Here is an 18152-nt window from a genome sequence, read left to right on the forward strand (position 1 = left end):
TGTATGTTGAAAGATAGAGAAGACATTTTCCCAAAATTGACCGAAATCCTTGTTGAGATGTTTGAGGTTGATGAAGAGGATATAACAGAAGAAGCCCACCTTGCTGATGATCTGGATATAGATAGCATTGATGCGGTTGACCTGATAGTTCGTTTAAAAGAGCTTACTGGAAAGAAAATTGCACCTGAAGAATTCAAAAGTGTAAGAACTGTTGGAGATGTAGTTGGTGCAATTGAAAAGGTAATGGCCGAGAAGTGAGTCGATTCGCGCAGCTAATATTGGTCATTATTCTGACACTGTACCCTGTGGCAATTTATTTTGGCATAGAATACTTGTCTTTAAGTAGTATTCTGTTACTGCTGTTGATTGTTGCGGTTTCAAGGGTATTGTTTGGCGGCGCGAATAAGGCGATTGGCACCAAGCTAATGGCCGTGGCCTTGGCTTTTGTTGTTGGCGTCTCCTGGTTAAGGGGCGATTCAAGTGGACTTCTTTGGTATCCAGTACTTTGTAACCTGATTCTATTTTCACTGTTTTTATACAGTTTGAGTCAACCGCAAACATTAGTAGAACGGCTTGCTCGCCTTACGACTCCAGATTTACCACCTGAAGGTATTCTATATACACGAAAGGTTACCAAGGCATGGTGCCTGTTCTTTTTAATTAATGGAAGCCTCGCACTGGCAACTGTTTTAAACGGCGATATGAAAGTCTGGACTCTTTATAATGGCCTTGTTTCATATGTGCTAATGGGAATTATGATGGGCGGTGAATGGCTACTACGTCGTCGTGTCCAAAATAAGGTGTGAGTTAAGGCCGTGGACAAAGTACAGTTTGAACAGGTGTTTGATTACTCGAATGACCAAGCAGTAGTTAGCTATTCAAGTCGTGGGGAAATTTCATTCGCCCAATTTAAACGTGAATTGGCATTTGTTGAGCGAAAGCTAAAAAAATCCCTAAACGAAGCTGGGATCAAAAGAGCTGCCATTTTCTGTGAAGATAGTTACGAGTTTAGTTTGCTCTTTTTTGCAGCTATGTCTTGTTGTGAAGTCGTTGTTATTCCGGCAAATAATAAGCGATTTACCCAGCAAAAACTGGGTGAGCAAACCCTATTACTGGGCAGCTGGGAAGATAGCTCGGCATTTAGTATAAATATTCCGGATCAATGTAGAGAGGAGCTTTCTGTTCCCAGTTGTTTTGATGCTGGTATTCAATTATTCACATCAGGAACCAGTGGTGAACCACAAACCGTTGATAAAACCTTATATCAACTGCTCAATGAGGTTAAGGCCCATAATCTTAAGTGGTCACCCCGGGTAGCTAATACAACTACTTTGGCAACTGTAAGCCATCAGCATATATATGGCTTACTGTTTAAATTACTGTGGCCACTAGCCAGCGGGCGTCGATTTGTTAGTAAGACTTATGTGGATATTGTGGGATTACTCCAAGACGCCCACAAGTGGGGGCCTGCCGTGTGGGTTGCAAGCCCTGCACAGTTAAGCCGCCGTATTTCTTCCTGGCCATGGGCGTTGGGAAAATCCTTGGTAGATATCTTTTCTTCTGGGGGGCCTTTACTGGAAGTAGACGCAAAGGCGATTGATCAGTTGTGTGGAATCCAGCCTATAGAGGTCTATGGAAGCACTGAAACCGGGGGAATTGCCTGGCGTAATCAATTACGTCAGAAAAGTTGGAGTCCACTAAAAGGAGTGAACATTGCAAAAACCAGCGATGGATTACTCAAAGTCTCTTCTCCGTGGTTACCCAAGGAGTTTATTTGTCAGGACAAAGTACAAATAAGTACAGACGGTATGTTTGAACTTAAGGGGCGGGCTGATCGCATTGTTAAGATTGAAGAGAAAAGAATTTCTCTTGCACAAGTTGAGTCCCTACTAGTTGGAAGCTCATATATTGTAAAAGCCAATGCACTTGTCTTGGAGCGTAAAAGAAAAATAGTTGCCGCTGTTGCCACACTAACGGAATCCGGGAAAGAACTATTGCAAAAGAAAGGAAAGGCTTCTCTTATTCGTAAACTTAGAGAAACCCTGGCCAAGGATCTTGATGGCGTGGCTGTGCCACGTTCTTGGCGTTTTGTTAATGAAATTCCCACTAACTTACAGGGAAAAATAACGAGAGACCTGCTAATGCAACTTTTTGATGAAATTCCGGCAGCAATGGTGCCACAGATTATTAGCAGCGAAATATTAGATAATAATCGTCAAGTTAATTTTACGGTTAATGATGATCTGCCTTGCTTGGATGGTCATTTTGAAGGCTCACCGGTAGTGCCAGGGGTTGTGCAGCTGGATTGGGCTATGCATTTTGGCCGTCCAATTGTAAAAGCCGGCAGTACGTTTACCCAAATGGAAGTGATTAAATTTAAGCAGTTAATGATGCCCGGTGATGCTGTCACTTTATCTTTGGAGTTCAGCCAGGAAAAGAACAAATTAAATTATTCTTTTCGGAACACTCAAGATGGCAATATAGAATATAGCAGTGGTAGGTTGTGCTTCAGCCATGTCTAACTTTTGTTTTGTAATACCCGTTTATAATCATGAGGGGGCGATCGCAGAGACGCTGGCATCTCTGGATAACTTTAACCTGCCTTACATTCTGGTAGATGATGGCTGTGATGAACCCTGTAGAATTGAACTGCAACGGTTAGAGCAGAGCTACGGTCCCCGGGTTCACTTGGTTGTTCGCCAGGCTAATGGTGGAAAAGGTGCCGCGGTAAAAAGTGGTCTGCGAGCTGCGAAAGCGCTTGGATATAGTCATGGAATTCAAGTCGATGCCGATGGTCAACACAGCCCCGCTGATATACCTCAATTCCTTGAGAAAAGCAGAAAGTGCCCTGACTCACTGATTTGTGGCTATCCGCAATACGATAAATCAGTTCCTAAAGTTCGTTTGTGGGGACGCTATCTAACTCATGTATGGATCTGGATTAATACTCTTTCTCTGGAGATTAAGGATTCCATGTGTGGGCTGCGTTGTTATCCCTTATCTCGAACTGTAGATTTGTTAGATAACGAGTATACCGGTGATCGAATGGATTTTGATCCAGAGATCTTGGTACGGTGGTATTGGAGCAAAGGCGGTCTCTGCCAGGTACCAGTTAATGTGAGCTACCCAATAGATGGCGTTTCCCATTTCCGGGGATTTGAGGATAACTTCCTTATATCGGCAATGCACACCCGTCTATTTTTTGGCATGTTGGCCAGAACTCTGCGTATTTCGACAGTAGGGCGAAAAGCGTGAGTAATTTACACTGGTCAAAATACCGGGAACAAGGCTTTTTCCTGGGTATCAAATTCTTATTCTGGTTGCACCACTGGTTGGGTCCGATTGCCTTTAAAGTTGCGGTATACCCGGTAGTTTTATGCTATTACCTAAAAAATCAGAGTGGCCGCAATTCGATCCGTGAGTACTTGGAATTATTCGCCAAACGCTACCCATCTAGCGAAATAGAACCGAATTGGAAAACCGGATTTAAAATTTTCCTTAATTTTGCTAACAGTGCTAGAGAAAAGCTTGAAGCTTGGTTTGTGGGTATCCCGGATAGTCAGGTAAATTTCCCAGAAAGAGCGGGTCTTCACCAGTTGGCCGCTAGTGGCCAGGGTGGATTAATTATTGGCTCTCACCTCGGGAACCTGGAGGTTTGCAGGGCACTTGGCAGCCTGACAAAGGTACGGGTAAATGTTTTGGTGCATACAAAGCATGCGGTGAAATTTAATCGCATGATGAAGATGCTCAACCCCCTGAGTCAAGTGCGGCTTATCCAGGTGACAGAAGTAACTCCCGCTTTAGCGATGCGACTCTCCGAGGCTGTTGAAGCCGGGGAGCTGGTTGTTATTGTCGGTGATAGAACACCGATTAACTCTATGGGGCGCACCTGCGAGGCAGAATTCCTGGGGCGAAAAGCGCCTTTTCCCCAGGGGCCCTATATTCTTGCTGCGCTGCTCAAATGCCCGGTGTACACACTTTTCTGTCTGCGCAGTACTTCCGGATACGATATTTATATGGAAAAACTCTGCGATCGTGTTGTGATGAAACGCGGTGACAGAGAGGGGCATATTCGCTCTCTTGTCGAGGAGTTTGCACGACGGTTGGAACGCTATTGTCATATAGCACCTTTGCAATGGTATAACTTTTACCCGTTCTGGGATCAGCAAAAATGAATTCAGCAGTACTACAACGAACCCAAATAGTCTTTGATGGCACAGATCTATCTATTGATCAGGTAAACACCATTGCAGCCGGCCGTGGCGATATCTCTCTATCTGATGAAGAGGGCTTTGTCGCAAGGATAAATCGCGGTGCCGAGTTCCTGGATAGCCTTTGGCAGAAGGAAGGTGTGATCTACGGAGTAACCACTGGATATGGTGATTCCTGTACCGAAAGTATTCCAGCAGACCTGGTGGAAGAGTTACCTCATCGATTATTTACCTTCCATGGTTGTGGAATGGGGGAAGTCTTTACTCTTGAGCAGAGTAGAGCGATTGTTGCTGCCCGGATTGCCAGCCTTGCAAAGGGCAGTTCAGGGGTCCGATATCGGCTGTTGCAGCAATTGGTTTTGTTACTTCAGAAAGACATTATTCCGGTAATTCCCCAAGAGGGTTCTGTGGGAGCCAGTGGCGACTTGACCCCACTGTCTTATGTTGCTGCGGTTTTGTGCGGGGAGCGCAAAGTTTGGTACCGAGGCCATCAGAGAGATACTGCTGAGGTATTCGATGAATTACAGATTGAGCCATTAAAGCTATATCCAAAAGAGGGTTTAGCAATAATGAATGGCACCGCCGCAATGACTGGCTTGGCGTGCTTAGCCTACAAACGGGCAGAGTATCTAGCACAGCTGAGTGCTCGTATTACCTCCATGATGAGCATTGCACTAGATGGCAATGCCTATCATTTCGATAGCGCGCTTTTTGCAGTGAAGCCTCACCCCGGTCAAAACCAAATTGCAAAGTGGATTCATGACGATCTCAATGTTGGTGCTGCTCCAAGACAAAATAGTCGATTGCAGGATCGCTATTCACTTCGGTGTGCTCCCCATGTAGTTGGTGTGTTACAGGACTCTCTGCCCTGGCTCCAGCAGTTTATTCATAACGAACTAAACAGTGCCAATGATAACCCGATCATTGATGGTGAAAACGAGAGGGTGCTTCATGGTGGGCACTTCTATGGTGGGCATATAGCCTTCGCCATGGATAGCCTGAAGAATGCGGTAGCAAACCTCTCTGATTTACTGGATCGACAAATAGCCCAACTGGTAGATGTTAAGTTCAATAATGGGCTCCCGGCAAACCTATCAGGTGTAACCGGGCCTCGAAGATCAATTAACCATGGCTTTAAGGCTGTTCAAATTGGTGCGAGTGCCTGGACTGCTGAAGCACTAAAGCAGACCATGCCCGCAAGTGTTTTTTCCAGATCAACGGAGTGTCATAACCAGGATAAGGTCAGTATGGGCACCATTGCTGCCAGGGACTGTATCAGGGTATTACAGTTAACGGAGCAAACAACCGCAGCGGCACTGATGGTTGCTTGGCAGGGCATTCAGCTTCGAGTTCGTAGTGGAGGAGTGGATTTGGAAAAATTATCTACCGCTCTTAATACCACAATCAGGCAGATAGGAGATGAATTTTCTTTTCTGGAGGAAGATAGAGAGCTTGAACAGCCATTGAGAAAATTCGTTTCGTTAATTCAGCAAAGACATTGGCGCTTATATGAAAACTAATACACCTATGCGCCCTGAAAAATGGACGGCACAAGTTGAACTACAAATTCCTTTCCACGATGTGGATATGATGGAGATAGCTTGGCATGGGCATTATGCAAAGTACTTTGAAATAGCCCGATGTGCATTGTTTGATCAGTTGGAATATAACTACCAACAGATGAAGGAATCAGGTTTTGCCTGGCCGGTCATAGATTTGCGCGTACGATATGCAAAGCCTTTACGATTTCAGCAGTGGATTGTTGTTCGCGCTGAGGTTTCTGAATATGAAAATCGATTTAAGATCAATTATACGATAACAGATAGAGATACCGGTGTACGCTTAACAAAAGGACATACCGTACAGGTAGCTGTCGAAATAAGCAGTGCCGAAATGCTGTTTGCATCACCTCCAATTTTGCTGGAAAAATTGGGGGTAAATTAGTGATGACTGCCAAGCGTTTGGTTTTATTTTTTATTTGCTTTCTATTTTCCACAGTAACTTCTGCTTTGACTTCAGAGCAGCAGGCGGTTTTGCGGGAGATAGAGAAAAATATTGTGTCATATCCACAGATGCTTGGCACTTTTTCCCAGACAAAGAGGCTGCCCCAGTTGCCCAGGCCTCTGGTTTCTTCAGGCATCCTGGCTATTTCTGAAGAGTTAGGATTAAGTTGGCGAATAGAGAATCCAATAGAATCCCATCGAATATTTAAGCTAGATGATGCTGATTCTGGTAATCGGGTCAATAGCAATATTGTAGGAAATCATGTGGCTGATCCTCTATTAAAGATTATCAGTGGTGATTTTAGCGAACTGGATCAGACTTTTACGGTGGGACCTCAGATCGCAGAAGAGCAATGGCGAATTAACTTAATTCCCAAACAAGAGGCTTTTAGAAAGGTTATTGAATCGATAGAAGTCGTGGGAGACAAAAAGATTCGGAAAATAGTACTAGCTGAAGCCAACATGGCAATTACTGAAATAGATATTATGAATTTACATTCAGTTGAAGCTAATAACAGTCAACTACTGAGTGAATTCTCAGAAGATAACCAGAAATAATCTCATGTCACGTCGAGTTGTTATTTGGCTTTCCTTTGTTAGTGTAATTCTTGGGATAACTGTATTACGCTATCAATCCAGCTGGCTGCAAACAGATATTTTGTTATTAGCTGATAATAACTCCGACTCGGTAAGTAGTGCTGGCATCCAGAAAAAAGTCAGTCAGCAATTACAGGGAAGTTTAATTTGGGTTTTAGTTTCTGAAGGAAAAGAATCACAACGTCTGGCCAGGCATACCCAAGAGTTGGCGCAGAAACTAAAGGCCGCTAAATCTCTAGAGTCTGTTGAATATCGTTGGACCGATTCTGAAAGCTATAAAGAGGAGTGGGAGCTGCTCTTTCCTCTGCGCCAACAGCTACTCAGCCCTGAAGATAGGGCGTTATTAGGCGCTAAGCCAGAGGAACTTATACAGCGTCAATTGAGTAAGTTATACGGGCCTGACGGCGCTGGAATCGATTTGGAGAAAGACACTTTCTCAACTTTTCGCAATTACTTTACCGCTGATATTGGAGTTACTCCACAAGTCTTTGATGGAATCCCGGTACATACAGAAGGACATAAAGTTTTTACTCTGCTTTATACGGTGGCTGCACCGGTAGATTTGACTGGAGAGAGAGGTACATCACTTCTTTCTTTACAGTCAGAATTAAAGCAATGGTCCCAAAAAAATGGTTATTCGCTACTGGTAGCTGGAGCCCCCCTGCACACAGAGTATGCTGCTGCTATGGCACAGGATGAAATACGCCTGATTGGCTCCCTTTCGATCCTTGCTATTTGCTGTCTATGTATTGTTGTCTTTCGCTCATTAAAACCTCTACTAGCTTGTACATTCGCAATTCTATGTGGCGTGGCCAGTGGCATATCTGGCGTCATTATCATTTTGGGCCAAATTCATATACTGGCTTTTGTATTTGGTACGACGGTTTCTGGATTGGCAATCGATTACGCATTTCACTTTATTTGTAATAGATTGAGGCTTGGCAAGCCAAAAGATAAGGATATTTTACCTGGGCTATTGTTGGGCTTGATATCAAGCTGCTTGGCATTTTTCTCTCTTGCATTAACACCTTTTCCGCTTTTACAACAAATAGGGGTTTTTGTCGGCTGTGGTTTAATAGGGGCTTGGTTGACTGTAATCCTGTTATTTCCAGGCTGGATTAATATTAAGCATAGGCCTTTATCGTTTTCCAGTCAGTTTCCTAAACTCAATATTAGGTACTACCTGTTCCCATTGGTTGGGCTGTTGATTTTTGGAGCTGCGGCACTTCAGAAAATTCAATTTAATGATAACCTAAAACTGTTTTACCAGCCTCCAGAATTTCTTACACAAGATGAAATAGATCTAAATTCTCTGATTAGATCCCGGCCAGACTCCCGTTACTTTCTGGTTTTTGGTGAAGATGAGCAACAAGTATTAACACGGGAATGGGAACTTAGAAATCAACTGGACTATTTAGTAGAAAAGGAAATTATTAGTGGTTTTCAGGGGGTAACCAACCGGATACCTCCAGAAGAGGTTCAAGAAGCTGACTGGATGTTATTGTCGAAGTTTTATAGTGGGGATGCTGTCAGGTCTTTTTATCAGCAATTGGGTTATTCTGCACAAGATATTAATCAACAGTTAAAATCTAAAATACAGCCATTCAATACCTTTAACTTCTCTGAATGGTTGCCAGTTGCAGGTCGGCAATATAAAGGACTATGGCTGGGTTGTGAAAATAATCACTGTTATTCTGTGGTTCGTATTTATGGCTTAACAGAAGATTTGTCATCTTTAGAGTTACTGCCTGGAGTAACCTATGTCGATACTACCAGAAGTATCTCTAATGTGATGTCACAACAACGTGATCTGTTGCTGCAATTACTACCATTAATATTCATTGTTGTATTTTTAGTGACGGCAACTAAAACAGGAATAAAACAAGCCTTAAGTATAGTTGCACTTCCATCCAGCGCAGTACTAGGCACCCTGGCGATAGTGATTTTACAGGGATCAGCAATTAATCTATTTCATGTTGCGGCTTTATTGCTTGTCTTTGGAATTGGTATAGATTACGCAATATTTAGCCATACGAGCCGGAAAGCAGAGCAGCATTATACCCTGCTGGCGATAGCTATGGCTGGGTTAACAACTTTTTTAGGGTTTGGTTTGCTAGCATTGTCTGGCACACCGGCGATTGCAAATTTTGGGTTAGTCCTGGCTGTGGGCACAGTATTAACTTTGTTGTTGGCATTTCTATTTTTTTGTACACGGGGTAAGGGATATTAGCCAATGAAAGAAATTAAGTCTGACGTTGTTATTATTGGTGCCGGACCTGCTGGAGCTGTAGCCGGTGTTTTGTTGGCTAAAAATGGCTGGAGTGTATCGATCGTTGAGCGAGAGATGTTCCCTCGCTTCTCTATCGGCGAGAGTTTGCTGGCACAGTGTATGGAATCTCTTGAAAACGCAGATATGTTGGAGGCAGTAAAATCCGCAGGCTTCCAATTTAAAAATGGTGCTGCTTTTGAATGGGATGGTGCCCGTACCTCATTTGACTTTCGTGAAAAATTCACACCAGGGCATGGTACAACTTTCCAGGTACAGCGAGCCAAGTTTGACAAAATACTGGCCGATGAAGCTGAGCGCCAGGGAGTAAAAATTTATTATCGTCATTCTATTGTATCAGCTGATATTGCCGAAAATGGTGCGGAACTGATTGCAGAACACAATGGTGAAGAGCTTGCTTTCCAGGGCCGTTTTGTTCTGGATGCAAGTGGTTTTGGACGAGTTCTACCAAGATTACTGGACCTGAATCGTCCATCAGAGTTTCCTGAACGTGAATCAGTATTCACACATGTAGAGGACAATATTACTGATAGTAATTTTGACAGAGATAAAATACTTATCACAGTCAATCCCAATGAGAGAGATATTTGGTATTGGTTGATACCTTTCGCCGATGGCAGAGCTTCTGTTGGTGTTGTTGGTGAGAAGGAAAAGATCGCGGCTTGGGGACAGGATCCAGAACAGATCCTGAAAGGTGCTATTTCGGCTGCACCAGAGTTGGCAAAAACTTTATACAACGCAAAATTTGATACCGAGATTCAACGTATTCGTGGATATTCAAGTAATGTAACCAAGCTGGCAGGTCCAGGCTTTGCTCTTTTGGGAAATGCTGGTGAATTCCTTGATCCAGTATTTTCTTCAGGCGTTACCATCGCAATGAAGTCTGCAGAGTTAGCTGCTGAATGTTTACACCGTCAACTCTCTGGAGAGAGCGTTGATTGGGACAAAGAGTTTTCTGTGCCTTTAAAGCAGGGTGTTGAAGTTTTTAAAACGTATGTAAAGGCTTGGTATGATGGTCGTTTTCAGGATGTGATTTTTTATCAGACTGAGCAAAAAGAAATTAAAGGAATGATTTGCTCAATATTGGCAGGTTATGCCTGGGATAAGAAAAATCCTTTTGTTGCTGCTGCAGAGCGTAGATTGAATACACTGGTGGAAATATGCTCCGCTGGTTAGTGCTTTATTTTAGTATCTTTACTCTGGTGGGTTGTATTTCCCCTAGGGTAGAAAAAGATAAGTCTGAAGGCTGGTCTTTGGCGCCTCTTTTAGCTGAGCAACCGCGTCAGATGAATCAACATTTGCGTATTGTTTATCAAAACAATGTGTACGAAGTGATTGCGGCCACCTTGCTCTCTTCAGAGAACATGAGGGTTTCGCTTCTCAGCCCTGAAGGTATGAGTTTGTTAGATATTGCATATGATGGTAATGAGATCAGCACTCATCACTACATGCGTAGAGCGGCAAGTCTGCCACCTGAAAAACTGTTAGCAGACATTCAGTTTGTATATTGGCCAGTTACTCAGCTGCAGAAACAATTACCTGTTGGGTGGAAGTTGCAAGAGTCCATAGTTGAGGGGGATTATATCCGTCAGCTCTTCCACAATGGAGAAATAAGTACAGAGGCGCGCTACAGTACTAATGATATTTGGGAAGCACAGGTTGAGCTTGAGCACAAACGACTTGGTTACAGGTTAAGCATCAGGAATTTTTAGGTATGACTAATTTCTATCTTAATCATATGGGCATCATCTGTACCCTGGGAAATTCTGCTGAATCGGTAGCTAAACCCCTTTTTAGCGGTGATAGCTCTTTTATGCGACTGGATGAAAACCGATTATTAAACTATCAGGGAAACCTGGGTATTGTGCAGGAGAAGTTGCCAGAATTACCGAGTTCGCTACAAGCCTATCACTGCCGTAATAATCAGCTGGCTTTGGCTGCACTGGGCCAAATCGAATCAGAGATCGGTAGTCTTGTTGAAAGATATGGTACAAGCCGAGTTGGAGTGGTTATGGGAACTTCAACTTCTGGGATCGATTCTGGTGAATCTTACCTCAGTGGTAAAAAAGACACTGGTTACAATTACCGGCTTCAACAGCAAATGGCAGGACTTAGTACTTTTGTCGCAAAGTATCTGGGTGTGCAAGGCGTACAACTTACAGTTTCTACAGCGTGTTCATCCAGTGCGAATGCCCTTGCCAGTGCCCGGCGCCTTCTCTCTGCCAATGTTTGTGATGCTGTGGTTGTTGGTGGTGTGGATTCTCTTTGTGGCATGACGATTCGTGGCTTTCATAGCCTGGGGGCACTTAGTGCGGGCCAGACCAACCCCTTCAGCGTTAATCGGGATGGTATTAATCTTGGGGAAGCTGGCGCAATATTTGTGATGACCAAAGAACCTGGGCCTGTGATTCTATCCGGTGTTGCTGCCACGTCTGATGCCCACCATATGTCGGCTCCAGATCCAGAGGGGCGCGGTGCAGAGGCCTGTATGCGCAGAGCACTGGAAAATGCGAGCTTGGATGCAAGCGATATTGATTATCTAAATCTCCATGGTACGGGCACACCACAAAATGACTCTATGGAGGCTTTAGCCGTTGAAAGGGTGTTTGGAAGCCAACTGCCTTGCTCTTCCACTAAACCTTTAACCGGGCACACATTGGGAGCTGCTGGTGCACTTGAAGCGGCCTTTTGCTGGCTTGCCCTGCAAAATGATCAACTCCCCCCCCATCAGTATGATGGGCATTATGATCCGGAGATTGTGCGGCTGAACCTTTGCCAGGGCCAAGAAGCTGCTGGAGGATTGCGCTACGTAATGAGTAACTCCTTCGCGTTTGGTGGGAGTAACTGCTCGGTAATTATGGGCAGTCAGAGGTAAAATATATGCAAAAATATACTGCTGGAGAATTGGTTCCACACAGTGGAAATATGTCACTTCTCGATGAAGTAGTTTCAGTAGATGAGGAACAACTGCTGGCAAAATTGCGGGTCCGAGATGATGGAATTTTTTCTCGCGACGGTCGTGTTCCCGCCTATGTGGGAATTGAGTATATGGCCCAGTCAATAGCGGCATTTTCCGGTTACCACGCCAAGGAACGGGGCGAAGAGGTTCGCCTGGGCTTTTTATTGGGTACCCGTAAATTTGTGTCAAATGTTGAAAGTTATCGCTGTGGCGATGAACTGACGATTGAAGTCCAGCGTTTGCTGCAGGCTGAGAATGGCATGGCGACATTTGAGTGTGTAATAAAGGGCCCCTCCATCGAGCAAAGTGCGCGGTTAAATGTATATCAACCGGACAACGTGGAACAGTATTTGAAGGGTAGAAATTAAATGTCTGAGTGGATTTTAGTTACGGGTTCAAGCCGTGGTATAGGTCGGGCAATTGCCCTTCAGTTAGCTGAAGATGGTTATAATATCGTTTTACATTGCCGTAGCCGCCGTGACCAAGCTGAAGAGGTTGCAGAGGAAATTGCTAAGCTAGGAAGTAAAAGTAGAATTCTTCAGTTTGATATTTCTGATCGGAACCAAACTAAAGATGTTTTGCTAGAAGATGTCGATGAACACGGTTGTTACTATGGGGTTGTATGCAATGCAGGTGTAACTGCTGACAATGCTTTTCCCGCAATGCCTGCCGAGGATTGGGATTCAGTCGTTCACACAAATCTGGATGGTTTCTACAACGTCTTGCATCCCCTGACTATGCCCATGGTTAGACGCCGTGCTCCCGGTCGAATAGTTGTGATGACTTCGGTCTCTGGCGTCGCTGGAAATCGAGGACAGGTAAACTATTCCGCGTCTAAAGCTGGTTTGATTGGTGCGAGTAAAGCGCTCGCACTGGAGCTGGCGAAACGAAAAATCACCGTTAATTGTGTTGCTCCGGGTCTTATTGATACCGATATGCTGGATGAAGATTTGCCGGTTGAAGACATTTTAAAAATGGTTCCAACCCGCAGAATGGGCAAGCCTGAAGAAGTCGCAGCGACTGTAGCCTTTTTAATGCATGAGCGGGCTGCTTACATTACCCGTCAAGTTATTTCCGTAAATGGTGGTCTCTGCTAATGAAGCGTGTCGTTGTTACAGGAATGGCCGGAATATCTCCTATCGGCCAAGATTGGGAGTCGGTTAGTGAGTCTTTGCAGAGCCGTCGTTCCGGAATTGTTTATATGGAGGACTGGGACAAGTATGAGGGACTTGAAACTCGCCTTGGTGCCCCAGTAAAAGATTTTGAAAAGCCATCTCATTACAATCGCAAACGCGTTCGCAGCATGGGGCGCGTCTCATTAATGGCGGTTCGCGCCAGTGAAATTGCTCTTCAGGATGCGGGATTGTTGGATGACCCCATTCTCAAAAGTGGAGCTGCCGGTGTCGCCTATGGCTCCTCTGCGGGAACTCCCGCTGCTATCGCTGATTTTGGCAATATGCTACTAAATCATCGTACTGATGGGCTGAATGCCACCAGCTATATAAAAATGATGTCTCATACGGCTGCGGTCAATATCGGAGTATTTTTTGGTTTGTGTGGGCGGGTTTACACCACCAGCTCTGCTTGTACTTCTGGTAGCCAGGGAATTGGGTATGCCTATGAAGCGATCCGCAATGGTAGCCAAACTATTATGGTCGCCGGTGGTGCAGAGGAGCTGTGTGCAACTGAGGCGGCAGTTTTCGATACGCTTTATGCTACCTCCACAAAAAATGATACTCCTGAAGCGACCCCACGTCCCTTTGATAGAAACCGGGATGGATTGGTGATCGGTGAAGGTGCTGGCACGCTGATTCTGGAGGAGTATGAGCACGCCGTTGCACGTGGAGCCAGAATTTATGCGGAAGTTGTTGGCTTTGGTACTAATTCTGACGGTAGCCATGTTACTCAACCCCAGTCGAGGACTATGCAGGTGGCTCTGGAGCAAGCTATAGCTCAATCTGGCGTAGATGCTAGTGAGATAGGTTATGTCAGCGCACATGGTACTGCCACGGACCGAGGAGATATCGCCGAGAGCCATGCGACTCGCAATGCGTTTGGTCGTGCTGTGCCTATCAGTTCCCTCAAGAGTTATACCGGCCATACTCTAGGTGCCTGCGGCGCTTTGGAAGCTTGGACAAGTATCCAGATGATGCGCAATGGTTGGTTCCATCCCACAATGAATTTGGCAGAAGTTGATGCTGATTGTGCGGACTTGGAATTTATCCAAGGCCCCGGCAAGCACATCGATACAGAATATGTCATGAGTAATAATTTCGCCTTTGGTGGAATTAATACTTCATTAATATTTAAAAAAATTCTTAATTAATAGATGAGTGACCTTTAAATAAGGGATAGCAGATGAAGTGGATACTGGCTGTAGTTTCAATAATTTTCTTAGCTCAGCCAGTATTAGCTGACGAATTGTTGTTAAGTTTTGGTGGTGGACCACAGCCGGATTCAAAACAAAATAACAAGACCTTTGGCTTAGACTACTCCTTTAAAACGTTTGAAAAGAGTTATCGGCAGCATATTGATATAGGTGTAAGTTACACAGAAATTAGTACTAGTGCGGATGAAAATAAACGCATAAGGGCTTTTTCCATTTACCCGCAGTTAAATTTGTACCCAAGGCAAAGAAGTTGGGGGCAACCCTTTTTCTTTGTTCGAGCATTGGGCCCCAGTTATATATCCAGTAACTATTTAGGCGATCGACGCCAAGAGAACAACTTTTCTTTTCAGGCGCAGGTGGGTTATGGCGCAAGAATTAACTGGAGGAAAAAGGAGGATCTGGTACTAATGGTATCTTGGAAGCACTTTTCAAATGCTAATTTTTTTGATGAAAATGATGGTATAGATATGCCATTTGTCTTAAATGTTGGCATAAGACTTTAAAAAATACTCGTATTCTCCCAATGATAGGTATCATTGGGAGAATGCTTAAGCTTTAAATTGATAACTGCTTAATAATCGCATCATTCAAGTTACGTACCCAGCGATTGTAATTTCTGTGGATAGTATAGTATTTTTCATTGTAATCAAGCAGATCGCTATCTTTATAAGTAATACTATAATTATCCATATCGTATTTGATATCTGCCTCAGCGTGATGTTTGCGAACATTAATTGAAGCGATTATTTGTCCAGGGGCGACCTCACGACAAGTCCAGTTTCTTGCTATACATCCCGCGATAATTGATTTTTTAATGGTATCCTGAGTTTGTGCAGAACCATCAAGGCGGTCAGGAATACTTCTTTCTTGGATATTCATGACTGGATTACTGGTGCAGCCAGCGAGAGTTAATGCAAAAGCCGCAGAGAACAATATTTTCTTAAAATTTTTCATTTAAATATCCTGTTGGTAGTTTTAGGATCAAATTTCGTGGTTTTTCTTCATCCACTTCGCTACATCATTACCAAGTGTATGAACACAGCGTTGGAGTACTTGGCAAGAACTCTTAAAGTTTGCACCAAACCCACCACTAGAATTTCTAGTATTAGTAAAACTGTCTACTAATTTTCCATTATTGTAAAGTTCCGCCTCAATAGATACCGACTTTCTATGTCCTAACCAAGCGTTACCAGAACTCAGGGCATTTAGAATACTTAGTTTGAGAATATAGCCCTCTGACTGAGGATTTAGTTCAGACGTTGAAGAGATATAGTATCCATATTTACTAAGAAACTTATGGGTCGAATTAGAAAACTGCGAGCCGAGATTCGGGCATTCACTAAGTATATTGGCAGCAATTACTTTCTCATCATGATAGTGAGCTGCTGAATTGATCTTAATGACATCTTTTGCCATTGCTAAAGAAGAGATACTTAAAATTGTACCAGCTAGTACGACTTTAAATCCGCTGATATTCATATTGCCTCAAAGAAATATTACAACTGCCAGGAAGTATACAGATGTAGCCAAATTGATAAATTGTCGAATTTTTATGCGCGATAATTTACCAGATAAGAAAGCCTGACAATAGTGGTTAAACGAACTTTAGGACAGATGATTTTTCACTGAAAAGTAATATAACGGAACTCAAAATTCATTTTATATCCATCAGTCATCTTTAAATTTCTCGACACTGACAAATGTATATTGCCGTCAAAAGCTAAAATTTAGCAGTTGATACCGTAGTGCTCGGAAAACTAAATCTCATTGAGGGTTCATTTAATTGATTTCGATGGATTGGCATAACTCCAACCATCGCTCAATCCCCGCACTTCTATATTTTTGTCGATGTAGGGCGAAATAAAATTCTCTGTGAAAATTTCTCTGTGATACCGGCAATTCGATTAATGAGCCCCGCTTCAGGGCATCAGCTAAAGAGACTCTAGATAGGCAGCTGATACCGAGCCCAGCTTCCACCGCTCGCTTAATGGCCTCTGTATGTTGAAGCTCCAACAAAATATGGAGTTTTGGTAGTAGTCCGACCATTGCACGCTCAAAAGTCTGACGTGTACCGGAACCGGGCTCCCGGGTAATCCAGGTGGCTTTGAGCAGATCTCTGTCTGTCAGGCGCTTGCGTTTGGCGAGGGGATGAGAGGGGGCGCAAAAGACGACCAATTCATCACTGCGCCAGGGAATCATTTCCAGATCTGGGTGATTAAATTCACCCTCAATAAGCCCAAGGTCTAACTCAAAGTTGAGCACCCGCTCTGTAATTGCCGAGGTATTGGCGACTTCCAGCTCCACTCGTGTGCCGGGTTGCTCTTCCATGTATCGCGCCATTACATTCGCTGCCAGGTAATTGCCAATAGTTAGGGTTGCCCCTATTTTTAGGCGCCCCAGATCGCGATGACTGGCGAGGCTCTGTTCTAATTCCTGTGCCCGTTCCAGCAGTTCCTCCGCCTTGGGCCATAGTTGCCTACCCAGCTCATTCAGGCGCAGGCGCTTGCCGGTGCGCTCGAATAAGCGCAGCTCAAACTGTTGTTCGAACTCTTTTAGGGCGGTGGAGGCGGCAGACTGGGACATGCTCAGGCTCTCTGCCGCGCGGCTCACATTCTCGTGGTGGGCACAGGCCAGGAATACCTCCAGTTGGCGCAAGGTATAGCGCAAAGGGAATTCTCCACTTAATCGTTAAAATAGATAAGGAATATCGAAATATCCCACTTTGCCAATAGATCTTCCAGAGCTAAAATTCAACTATCAAGAGATTCGTGGAATAACCGGTTTTAAGTTTATGTCCAAATTGAATATAGAGAAGGTGTTGGATGTCCATCACTGGAACGACACGCTGTTTAGCTTTAAGACCACCCGAGATTCGGGTTTTCGCTTTGAGAACGGACATTTCACGATGATCGGTCTGCAGCAGGATAACGGCCGTCCACTGCTGCGTGCCTACTCCATTGCCAGTGCCAACTACGAAGATGAGCTCGAATTCTTCAGCATCAAGGTACCCGATGGACCCCTGACTTCTCGTCTGCAGAAGATTGTGCCGGGTGATGAGATCTATGTGAGCCAGAAGCCCACCGGTACTTTGGTTGCGGATCACCTGTTACCTGGCAAGCGCCTTTGGTTGCTGTCTACGGGCACCGGTTTGGCACCTTTCATGAGCATTATTAAAGATCCTACTGTCTACGAGCGTTTCGACCAGGTAATCCTTACCCACGGGGTGCGCTATGTCTCTGAGCTGGCCTATCAGGAGCAGATCGAGAATGAGCTACCTGAGCATGAGTACTTTGGTGAGATGGTGCGTGAGCAGCTGCTCTACTACCCTACTGTGACCCGTGAGCCTTATCGTAATACCGGCCGCCTGACCGACTTAATGTTGTCCGGAAAACTTTTTACAGATCTGGATGTGCCCAAGCCGAATGTTGAAGAAGATCGCTTTATGCTGTGCGGTAGCCCGGCAATGCTGAAGGATCTCACCAATATCCTAGATGACTGGGGATTCAAGGAGACCCGCGCAGGCGTGCCTCACGAGTATGTGATTGAGCGCGCTTTCGTCGAAAAATAAGTTGGCCAGTCCAGCGATGAAAAACCACCCACGCGGTGGTTTTTTTATGGGTGAAATACAAACGCTCGAAACTATCCTGACCTTGTGAAACCCTTGCCTTCTATTTTGATTCGAGGGTGAATTTGCTGGGAGTGGCTA

At 44.5% G+C, this 18152-nt stretch carries 20 protein-coding genes; 17 read left to right on the top strand and 3 right to left on the bottom strand.

From position 1 onward, the window contains the following. The first annotated feature begins 3 nt into the window (after window positions 1-3). The 16 genes from ACJJIO_RS10260 to ACJJIO_RS10335 are packed head-to-tail and all read left to right on the top strand — an operon-like array spanning window position 4 to window position 14949. Complete coding sequence (locus tag ACJJIO_RS10260) at window positions 4-258, top strand: acyl carrier protein (RefSeq protein ID WP_252084036.1); 255 nt, start codon at window positions 4-6, stop codon at window positions 256-258. Between the two features lie 20 nt (window positions 259-278). Continuing rightward, window positions 279-806, top strand: a complete 528-nt coding sequence (locus ACJJIO_RS10265) for a COG4648 family protein (RefSeq protein ID WP_444910919.1) — start codon at window positions 279-281, stop codon at window positions 804-806. Between the two features lie 9 nt (window positions 807-815). Further along, window positions 816-2522: an ApeI family dehydratase gene (locus ACJJIO_RS10270; protein WP_444910920.1), complete on the top strand. Its 1707-nt coding sequence runs from the start codon at window positions 816-818 to the stop codon at window positions 2520-2522. Then, the gene (locus tag ACJJIO_RS10275; protein ID WP_444903549.1) at window positions 2515-3255 is read left to right on the top strand and encodes a glycosyltransferase family 2 protein; all 741 of its coding nucleotides are present in this window, start codon (window positions 2515-2517) and stop codon (window positions 3253-3255) included. Before ACJJIO_RS10270 ends, ACJJIO_RS10275 begins: the two co-directional genes overlap by 8 nt. Beyond that, window positions 3252-4175 (top strand): lysophospholipid acyltransferase family protein, encoded by a 924-nt coding sequence (locus ACJJIO_RS10280; protein ID WP_444903550.1) that lies wholly within the window; start codon window positions 3252-3254, stop codon window positions 4173-4175. The genes ACJJIO_RS10275 and ACJJIO_RS10280 overlap by 4 nt, the downstream gene beginning before the upstream one ends. After that, window positions 4172-5731, top strand: coding sequence for an HAL/PAL/TAL family ammonia-lyase (locus ACJJIO_RS10285; RefSeq protein ID WP_444903551.1), 1560 nt, complete (start codon window positions 4172-4174; stop codon window positions 5729-5731). Before ACJJIO_RS10280 ends, ACJJIO_RS10285 begins: the two co-directional genes overlap by 4 nt. Then, window positions 5721-6155: an acyl-CoA thioesterase gene (locus ACJJIO_RS10290; RefSeq protein ID WP_444903552.1), complete on the top strand. Its 435-nt coding sequence runs from the start codon at window positions 5721-5723 to the stop codon at window positions 6153-6155. The genes ACJJIO_RS10285 and ACJJIO_RS10290 overlap by 11 nt, the downstream gene beginning before the upstream one ends. Then, complete coding sequence (locus ACJJIO_RS10295; protein ID WP_444910921.1) at window positions 6155-6772, top strand: LolA family protein; 618 nt, start codon at window positions 6155-6157, stop codon at window positions 6770-6772. The genes ACJJIO_RS10290 and ACJJIO_RS10295 overlap by 1 nt, the downstream gene beginning before the upstream one ends. A gap of 4 nt (window positions 6773-6776) precedes the next feature. Further along, window positions 6777-9041, top strand: a complete 2265-nt coding sequence (locus ACJJIO_RS10300) for an MMPL family transporter (RefSeq protein WP_444910922.1) — start codon at window positions 6777-6779, stop codon at window positions 9039-9041. A gap of 3 nt (window positions 9042-9044) precedes the next feature. Then, a complete protein-coding gene (locus tag ACJJIO_RS10305) occupies window positions 9045-10274 on the top strand; it encodes an NAD(P)/FAD-dependent oxidoreductase (RefSeq protein ID WP_444903555.1) in 1230 nt (409 codons plus the stop codon). Then, entirely contained in the window at window positions 10259-10810 is a 552-nt protein-coding gene (locus tag ACJJIO_RS10310) for an ApeN family LolB-like membrane protein (RefSeq protein WP_444883326.1), read from the top strand. The genes ACJJIO_RS10305 and ACJJIO_RS10310 overlap by 16 nt, the downstream gene beginning before the upstream one ends. A 2-nt stretch (window positions 10811-10812) precedes the next feature. Further along, window positions 10813-11973 (top strand): beta-ketoacyl-ACP synthase, encoded by a 1161-nt coding sequence (locus ACJJIO_RS10315; protein ID WP_444910923.1) that lies wholly within the window; start codon window positions 10813-10815, stop codon window positions 11971-11973. Window positions 11974-11978: 5 nt separating this feature from the next. Then, window positions 11979-12425, top strand: coding sequence for a hotdog family protein (locus tag ACJJIO_RS10320; RefSeq protein WP_444903557.1), 447 nt, complete (start codon window positions 11979-11981; stop codon window positions 12423-12425). After that, window positions 12426-13154: a 3-oxoacyl-ACP reductase FabG gene (gene fabG / locus ACJJIO_RS10325; RefSeq protein WP_444910924.1), complete on the top strand. Its 729-nt coding sequence runs from the start codon at window positions 12426-12428 to the stop codon at window positions 13152-13154. Continuing rightward, complete coding sequence (locus tag ACJJIO_RS10330; protein ID WP_444910925.1) at window positions 13154-14383, top strand: beta-ketoacyl-ACP synthase; 1230 nt, start codon at window positions 13154-13156, stop codon at window positions 14381-14383. The genes fabG and ACJJIO_RS10330 overlap by 1 nt, the downstream gene beginning before the upstream one ends. Window positions 14384-14415: 32 nt before the next feature. After that, window positions 14416-14949 carry an acyloxyacyl hydrolase gene (locus tag ACJJIO_RS10335; protein WP_444910926.1) on the top strand — a complete coding sequence of 178 codons (534 nt, stop codon included), beginning with the start codon at window positions 14416-14418 and terminating at the stop codon, window positions 14947-14949. A gap of 52 nt (window positions 14950-15001) precedes the next feature. On the opposite strand, the gene ACJJIO_RS10340 is transcribed toward ACJJIO_RS10335, so the two are convergent. The 3 genes from ACJJIO_RS10340 to ACJJIO_RS10350 form a co-directional block, all read right to left on the bottom strand. After that, on the bottom strand, window positions 15002-15400 hold the full coding sequence (locus ACJJIO_RS10340) for an ApeA family protein (RefSeq protein ID WP_444883332.1): 399 nt from the start codon (window positions 15398-15400) through the stop codon (window positions 15002-15004). A gap of 27 nt (window positions 15401-15427) precedes the next feature. Further along, the gene (locus ACJJIO_RS10345) at window positions 15428-15925 is read right to left on the bottom strand and encodes a hypothetical protein (protein ID WP_444910927.1); all 498 of its coding nucleotides are present in this window, start codon (window positions 15923-15925) and stop codon (window positions 15428-15430) included. Between the two features lie 300 nt (window positions 15926-16225). Next, complete coding sequence (locus tag ACJJIO_RS10350) at window positions 16226-17113, bottom strand: LysR family transcriptional regulator (protein ID WP_252084054.1); 888 nt, start codon at window positions 17111-17113, stop codon at window positions 16226-16228. 124 nt (window positions 17114-17237) lie between these two features. On the opposite strand from ACJJIO_RS10350, the gene ACJJIO_RS10355 reads away from it, so the two are divergent. Continuing rightward, entirely contained in the window at window positions 17238-18014 is a 777-nt protein-coding gene (locus ACJJIO_RS10355) for a ferredoxin--NADP reductase (RefSeq protein WP_444899372.1), read from the top strand. The last annotated feature ends 138 nt before the right edge of the window (window positions 18015-18152 follow it).

The organism is Microbulbifer mixtoriginis (SeqCode), assembly GCF_052467235.1.

What these genes read in the sequence shown, in the direction of transcription:
- ACJJIO_RS10315 (WP_444910923.1), top strand. Translation starts at nt 10,813, where the DNA reads ATGACTAATTTCTATCTTAATCATATGGGCATCATCTGTACCCTGGGA.
- ACJJIO_RS10305 (WP_444903555.1), top strand. Translation starts at nt 9,045, where the DNA reads ATGAAAGAAATTAAGTCTGACGTTGTTATTATTGGTGCCGGACCTGCT.
- ACJJIO_RS10285 (WP_444903551.1), top strand. Translation starts at nt 4,172, where the DNA reads ATGAATTCAGCAGTACTACAACGAACCCAAATAGTCTTTGATGGCACA.
- fabG (WP_444910924.1), top strand. Translation starts at nt 12,426, where the DNA reads ATGTCTGAGTGGATTTTAGTTACGGGTTCAAGCCGTGGTATAGGTCGG.
- ACJJIO_RS10330 (WP_444910925.1), top strand. Translation starts at nt 13,154, where the DNA reads ATGAAGCGTGTCGTTGTTACAGGAATGGCCGGAATATCTCCTATCGGC.
- ACJJIO_RS10310 (WP_444883326.1), top strand. Translation starts at nt 10,259, where the DNA reads ATGCTCCGCTGGTTAGTGCTTTATTTTAGTATCTTTACTCTGGTGGGT.
- ACJJIO_RS10320 (WP_444903557.1), top strand. Translation starts at nt 11,979, where the DNA reads ATGCAAAAATATACTGCTGGAGAATTGGTTCCACACAGTGGAAATATG.
- ACJJIO_RS10355 (WP_444899372.1), top strand. Translation starts at nt 17,238, where the DNA reads ATGTCCAAATTGAATATAGAGAAGGTGTTGGATGTCCATCACTGGAAC.
- ACJJIO_RS10260 (WP_252084036.1), top strand. Translation starts at nt 4, where the DNA reads ATGTTGAAAGATAGAGAAGACATTTTCCCAAAATTGACCGAAATCCTT.
- ACJJIO_RS10345 (WP_444910927.1), bottom strand. Translation starts at nt 15,925, where the DNA reads ATGAATATCAGCGGATTTAAAGTCGTACTAGCTGGTACAATTTTAAGT.
- ACJJIO_RS10300 (WP_444910922.1), top strand. Translation starts at nt 6,777, where the DNA reads ATGTCACGTCGAGTTGTTATTTGGCTTTCCTTTGTTAGTGTAATTCTT.
- ACJJIO_RS10335 (WP_444910926.1), top strand. Translation starts at nt 14,416, where the DNA reads ATGAAGTGGATACTGGCTGTAGTTTCAATAATTTTCTTAGCTCAGCCA.
- ACJJIO_RS10340 (WP_444883332.1), bottom strand. Translation starts at nt 15,400, where the DNA reads ATGAAAAATTTTAAGAAAATATTGTTCTCTGCGGCTTTTGCATTAACT.
- ACJJIO_RS10290 (WP_444903552.1), top strand. Translation starts at nt 5,721, where the DNA reads ATGAAAACTAATACACCTATGCGCCCTGAAAAATGGACGGCACAAGTT.
- ACJJIO_RS10275 (WP_444903549.1), top strand. Translation starts at nt 2,515, where the DNA reads ATGTCTAACTTTTGTTTTGTAATACCCGTTTATAATCATGAGGGGGCG.